We start from the raw sequence: 3169 nt of genomic DNA, 5'->3' as shown, positions 1-3169 counted from the left end.
CTGTAGGAGGGCAGGAGGTGCACCGGGCCCCCTTGTAGGACCGCGTAGGCGTTTTCCGACGTTCGAATCCGGTGCTGGCGACTGGCCCGCGAACCGTGCCTGCGCGAGCATCCGGCATCCAGATGTTGCATCGCCAGAAAAAGCCGTCATGAAAACCAACAATTGCGCTCGCTACCTGCTGCTCTTCGGCTCGAAGGAGTCGCCGCGCGCCGTGCTGTTCGACGACGAGGAGCGCCTGCTCGCCGAGATGATCGATGAAGACGGTTTCCTGGTCGACAGCCTGCTGCGCAAGGGCCGTGCGGTGCGCCCGACCTCGAAGCTCGTGGCGGCGGTGTCGCAGGCCTTGCGCGCCTGCGCCCGGCAAATGGCGGGCAACGGTGCCCGTGCCGATCTGCACCTCCGTTGCTTCGCGCTCGGTTGAGCGCGGTACGGGGAGTCATCCCGATGCGGCCCGGCATCCTGTCCATCCCCGGAGTGAAGGTGTCGCTGCCGGCGTTGGGGCCGGGACACACGCGCAGCCTGCACAGGCTTCGGTGTGTGACAACTCGCAAGCCGTGCCGCAGCACCGCCGTCGCCCGCACTGACGCCTCGTTACCACTGCACGCGGGAGGGCCCTGCAGCGCAAGCTATCGTCGCGCACTTTGGCCGCTGGCTCGGGCCGATGAGGGAACGATCCGGTGATCAGCAGTAACGATGTCCACCATGACGACGGCAGGAAGCGGGGGTCACGCGCAATCCGACGCCGCCTTGTCGATCTGCTCGGCAAGCTTGTCGGGCCGCATCGCCTGCTCGAGCACCTGCAGGCTCGGGTCCTTGTCGTCGACCACGCCGACCGCACGCCCGATGCGTTCAAGCWACTGCAACATTTTCGTGTTCTCCTGCTCCGTGAGCAGGTTGATCTGCAGGTCGAGCTGGTTGCGCCGTTCGCTGATGCGGGCGGCATGGTTCTGGCTCATGAGGATGAAGGTCGACAGGAAGATCGCTTCCAGCGACACCACCAGCGTCAGGAAGGTGAACGGATACGGGTCGAAGGCCTGCGGGCCGGGTTGCAGGTTGAAGGCGATCCAGCCGGCGAACCACGCGACGTGGACCCAGAAGAACACGGGGCTGCCGCAGAACGAACTGACGTGGTCGGCAAAGCGGTCCATCGGGCCGCGCACGCGGCTCGCCTCGTGCTCGAGGCGCTGGATGGCCTGCACATTGGCCTGCGTCAGGTCGTCCACCGACTCGGCGCTGCGGTAGTTGCTGTGGCTTGCAGGAGAGGAAGCTTTGGATGGAGACCGATGCATGGTCGGCGGTGGAGTGTTGGATGAACTGTCATGGCAATCGCTGTGCCCGACGGTTCCGCGTGGTCCCGGCGTGTCCGGGCCGCTTGCTGCGGGCCCACCGGTCCGCAAGAGGAGTTCTGTGATGCCGCACGCCTTGGTGGTGGATGACGAGCCGGATTCGGCCGAGACGATGGCGATGCTGATCGCGAGCGAGGGCTTCACCGTGGCCACCGCGGGGTCGCTGCGCGATGCGCGCCGGCAGCTCGCGCTGCAGGAGCCCGACATCGTGCTGCTCGATCTGATGCTGCCCGACGGCAACGGCATGGAACTGCTGAACGAGGCCAAGGGCATGAGCAACACCGACGTGGTGCTGATGACCGGCCAGGCGAGCCTGGACACCTCGATCCAGGCGCTGCGCCTGGGCGCGGCCGACTACCTCGTCAAGCCGATGAGCCTGAAGCAGCTGAAGGGCGTGCTGTCGCGCGTCACCAAGCCGTCGATGCTGAAGGCGGAGTCGTCGGACCTGCTGGCCACGCTGGAGAGCGACGGCCACTTCGGTGCGCTGTGGGGCCGCTCGGCGCCGATGCGCCGCGTCTACGAGCAGGTGCAGCGCGTCGCCGGCACGGCCGTCACGGTGTTCATCACCGGCGAGAGCGGCACCGGCAAGGAGGTGGTTGCCCGCACGGTGCACGACCTGAGCCGCCGGCGCGGCAAGCCGTTCCTGGCCGTCAACTGCGGCGCGATCTCGCCGCACCTGATCGAGAGCGAGATCTTCGGCCACGAGAAGGGCAGCTTCACCGGCGCCGACCGGCAGCACCAGGGCTTCTTCGAGCGGGCGAGCGGCGGCACGCTGTTCCTCGACGAGATCACCGAGATGCCGCTGGACCTGCAGGTCAAGCTGCTGCGCGTGCTGGAGACCGGCACCTTCATGCGCGTCGGCTCCACGCAGACGCTCGAGACCGACGTGCGGATGATCGCCGCCACCAACCGCAGCCCGCTGCAGGCGGTGGCCAGCGGCAAGCTGCGCGAGGACCTGCTGTACCGGTTGAACGTGTTCCCGATCCACCTGCCGGCGCTGCGCCAGCGCTCGGAAGACGTCTCGTTGCTGGCCGAGCATTTCGTGCAGCAGATCTCGGAGCGCGAGGGCACACCCAAGCGCTTCTCGCCGCAGGCCTTGCAGCGCCTGGCGCGCTACGAATGGCCGGGCAACGTGCGCGAACTGCGCAACGTGGTGTACCGCTCGTACGTGATGGCGCTCGACAGCACGATCGACGACGAGTGCCTGCCGCAATCGCCGGACGGCGAGGTGTCGGGCGCATCGATCCCGACCTCGCCGATCGCGGTCGAGGGCGGGGCACCGGCGATCACCGTGTGGGTCGGCACGCCGCTCGCCGAGATCGAGCGGCAGGTGACGCTCGCGACGCTGGAGTACCTCGGCCGCCACAAGGAGAAGACGGCCGCGACGCTGGGCATCAGCCTGAAGACGCTCTACAACCGCCTGAAGGAATACCAGGCGGCGGGCGCTGTCGGGCCCGACGGCCTCGACACGCGCTCGGCCGACCTGACGCAGGACACCAGCTGGGCCTCGTCGTGAGCTAGATCCGCGTCGCGAAGGCGTGGATCAGGCGGCCGAGGTTTTCCGGCCGCAGCGGCTTCACCAGGTAGGCGTCGAAGCCCGCCTCCAGCGCACGCGCCTCGTCGTCGTGGCGGCCGCGTGCATTCAGTGCGGCAAAGAACACCGGCATGCCGATCAGGTGGCTGCGCAGCGGCTCCAGCAGCGCGGCGGCGTCGAAATCGGGCTGGCTGATGTCGCACAGCACGATCTGCGGCTGCTGGCTGCGCGCCAGCCGCAGCCCGGCCTCGGGGGTCGGTGCCGTCTGCACGTCGTGGCCCCACAACTC

4 protein-coding genes are annotated in these 3169 nt (G+C 68.1%); 2 read left to right on the top strand and 2 right to left on the bottom strand.

What is annotated here, in order from left to right; translation table 11 throughout:
* Positions 1-148 precede the first annotated feature (148 nt).
* Positions 149-421, top strand: a complete 273-nt coding sequence (locus tag AC1D01_RS27195; protein WP_477871932.1) for a hypothetical protein — start codon at positions 149-151, stop codon at positions 419-421.
* A gap of 304 nt (positions 422-725) precedes the next feature.
* Here the strand turns inward: AC1D01_RS27195 and AC1D01_RS27190 are convergent, their stop codons facing one another.
* Positions 726-1289 carry a DUF1003 domain-containing protein gene (locus AC1D01_RS27190; RefSeq protein WP_477871930.1) on the bottom strand — a complete coding sequence of 188 codons (564 nt, stop codon included), beginning with the start codon at positions 1287-1289 and terminating at the stop codon, positions 726-728.
* A gap of 121 nt (positions 1290-1410) precedes the next feature.
* On the opposite strand from AC1D01_RS27190, the gene AC1D01_RS27185 reads away from it, so the two are divergent.
* Positions 1411-2862, top strand: a complete 1452-nt coding sequence (locus AC1D01_RS27185; protein ID WP_477871928.1) for a sigma-54-dependent transcriptional regulator — start codon at positions 1411-1413, stop codon at positions 2860-2862.
* Position 2863: 1 nt separating this feature from the next.
* On the opposite strand, the gene AC1D01_RS27180 is transcribed toward AC1D01_RS27185, so the two are convergent.
* On the bottom strand, positions 2864-3169 hold a 306-nt coding region (locus tag AC1D01_RS27180; RefSeq protein ID WP_477871926.1), incomplete at its 5' end, for a response regulator.

Source organism: Rhizobacter sp. P3_B12 (assembly GCF_056402895.1).
The sequence above is the reverse complement of the archived record's forward strand: the minus strand, read 5'-3'. Positions and strand labels throughout refer to the sequence as shown.